Genomic DNA, 2318 nt, shown 5'->3' on the forward strand with positions numbered 1-2318 from the left:
TATAGAATCATCCAGACTGCCAAAAAAAGTGACATCTGTAATCTTACTTACATCCACTCCGGATTCGGTTTCAAATTCTATCATTGCATCATTTATGGTCTGTGGGTCACTACGTGATTTTGGCCACTCCTCATAAATATCATTAAAATCGTTATCATTGATTATCGTATTAATTTCAACATTCCCTACATAATCGGAATTTGAAGGAATTAATTCTTGTGCCACATTTTCATTATTTTCGCTCGTACACCCACTGGCAGCAAGTACAATTAAGCCAATAAGCAGAATATTTATTAGTTTTTTATTCATATTGAATACCTCTTAAAATATTTCGGAATTATTAAAGTCAATTATCTTAATATATAAATGATTTTTTAAAAATTATATCCAACTTGACAGTGGACATAAAAGATGTGCTGATAGAATGCAGGGTGGAAGGTAGTTCGTTTCTTGTATCCCCTCAACCAAATGAATAAGGCAGTTTGTTATTCAAACAACCTGTCAATAAGCCAATGGGCATCGAATTTCACTATATCTTCATATTCCTGTCCAACACCTAAAAACAGAATTGGTTTACCGGTAGTATGAGCTATTGAAATAGCTGCACCACCTTTGGAATCGGCATCTGCCTTTGTAAGAATGCTTCCGCTAAAAGGTACAGCTTCATTGAAAAGGTTGGCCCTTTCTACTGCATCATTACCTGCTATGGCTTCATCCACGAATATAACCAGATCAGGTGGAGTTACCCTGCAGATCTTTTTTAGCTGGTCCATCAGGTTGATGTTTGTGTGCATCCTGCCAGCTGTATCTGCCAGTACTACATCCTTTTTACGAGCTTTGGCATATTCCACAGCATCATATACTACTGCAGCCGGGTCTCCGCTTTCCTGATGTTTAATGATCTTTACACCCAGGTTATCGGCATGACGCTGGAGCTGGTCGATAGCACCGGCCCTAAATGTATCTGCCGCCGCTATAACGACCGAGTATCCGTGGTTGTTCAAATATTTTGCGATCTTGGCAACTGAGGTTGTCTTTCCAGTGCCATTAACGCCTACAAATGCAATTGTGATAGGTTTGTGGGATGTTTTGATAAAATCATCAAAATCAAGATCGCTCACATTCAACACAGTAAATATTGAATTGCGAAGAGCCTGTTCAACGATCTTTCCCTTGTTCTCCCCTATCTTATGGCTGCTGCCTACCAGTTCTGATTTCACAGATTCGACTATCGATTCTGTGACAGGTAGGGCCACATCACTTTCTAGCAGGGCCATTTCCAGTTCCCACAAAGGGTCTTCAAGCGATTTCTCATCAATTATGAATTCGCGGTTTAATAGCAGTGCTTTGGCTTTTTGGCCGATCCCTACAGATGTACGGACTGGCTTTTTCCCTGTTCCTTCTTCCCCGGACTTTTCGATTTCAATCTCTTTGGATGACTTTTCGGCTTCTTTTTCCAGGACACTGCCAAAGGAATTTTTAAATCCGCTAAGTTTTTGTTTTAGACTATTGAACATCTATGAGCCCTGCATGGGTTGTCCAGGTTGTGCATGTTGTTGTTGTTGTGTAGCAGATGTGACTACTGCTTCCATCTCCTTCATCTTGGAAATCATTTCATTTAGAGTTTTTTGGAGATTCTGCTGATATTGTGTAAGCTCATTATTTTGTTTTTCCAGACTTTTCTTTGCGTCTTCCAACTTCTTTTCTATACTGATACCTGCACCAATTTCAATGATCACCCCATCCGGTTTAACCAGATTTGCCCTGATATTGGTATTTGAACCGATAGGTACCATGATTTCATGACCATCTTCCATCCCTTCAAGCTCGTTTATTGAGTTGATTGCTCTATTGCTTTCATCAATGGACAATCCAACCATGTTGACCTGCTGCATCAAACCTTCTGCCTGATATTGCATTTGTTGGTGCTGCATGGCAATATTATGGATGTCTTGTTCAGTTCGTTTTTTTTCAGACGCCAAAGTTACTCACTCCTTGGTCAAAGATTCCAAGCGAATAAAATTACGTTTTAAACCATGTTCACTACCAATAAGAGAATACACTTTTCCTCTGGCATTGTTTTCATTCTGGCTAGTGATGTTTTTGGTGAAATTTTCCCATTTATTTCCAGCTTTAAATTTACCTGTTACGATATATTTTTCCATTTCAGTTCGATCTCCTAAAAATTTAAGATTTATGTATATATGATATAATTAGTAAGATGTATCCTAATTCAATTTGCATGATATATAATTTATTCAATTAACTTAAATAATGTATTTATATTACCCTATACTAAAACAAAAAAGGAATTTTTC

At 38.0% G+C, this 2318-nt stretch carries 4 protein-coding genes; all 4 read right to left on the reverse strand.

The window, feature by feature from the left end:
• The coding region (locus IBX40_12805) for a hypothetical protein (protein ID MBE0525189.1) at positions 1-309 on the reverse strand (309 nt) is incomplete at its 3' end.
• 176 nt (positions 310-485) lie between these two features.
• Complete coding sequence (ftsY, locus tag IBX40_12810) at positions 486-1517, reverse strand: signal recognition particle-docking protein FtsY (protein MBE0525190.1); 1032 nt, start codon at positions 1515-1517, stop codon at positions 486-488.
• Complete coding sequence (gene pfdA / locus IBX40_12815; GenBank protein ID MBE0525191.1) at positions 1518-1982, reverse strand: prefoldin subunit alpha; 465 nt, start codon at positions 1980-1982, stop codon at positions 1518-1520. It abuts the gene before it with no gap.
• A 6-nt stretch (positions 1983-1988) separates the two neighbouring features.
• The gene (locus IBX40_12820) at positions 1989-2165 is read right to left on the reverse strand and encodes a 50S ribosomal protein L18a (protein MBE0525192.1); all 177 of its coding nucleotides are present in this window, start codon (positions 2163-2165) and stop codon (positions 1989-1991) included.
• Positions 2166-2318 lie beyond the last annotated feature (153 nt).

The organism is Methanosarcinales archaeon, from assembly GCA_014859725.1.
Classification (GTDB): Archaea; Halobacteriota; Methanosarcinia; order Methanosarcinales; family Methanocomedenaceae; genus Kmv04.

Coding starts and splice junctions, on each gene's coding strand:
- ftsY (MBE0525190.1), bottom strand. CDS start 1,517: ATGTTCAATAGTCTAAAACAAAAACTTAGCGGATTTAAAAATTCCTTT.
- IBX40_12820 (MBE0525192.1), bottom strand. CDS start 2,165: ATGGAAAAATATATCGTAACAGGTAAATTTAAAGCTGGAAATAAATGG.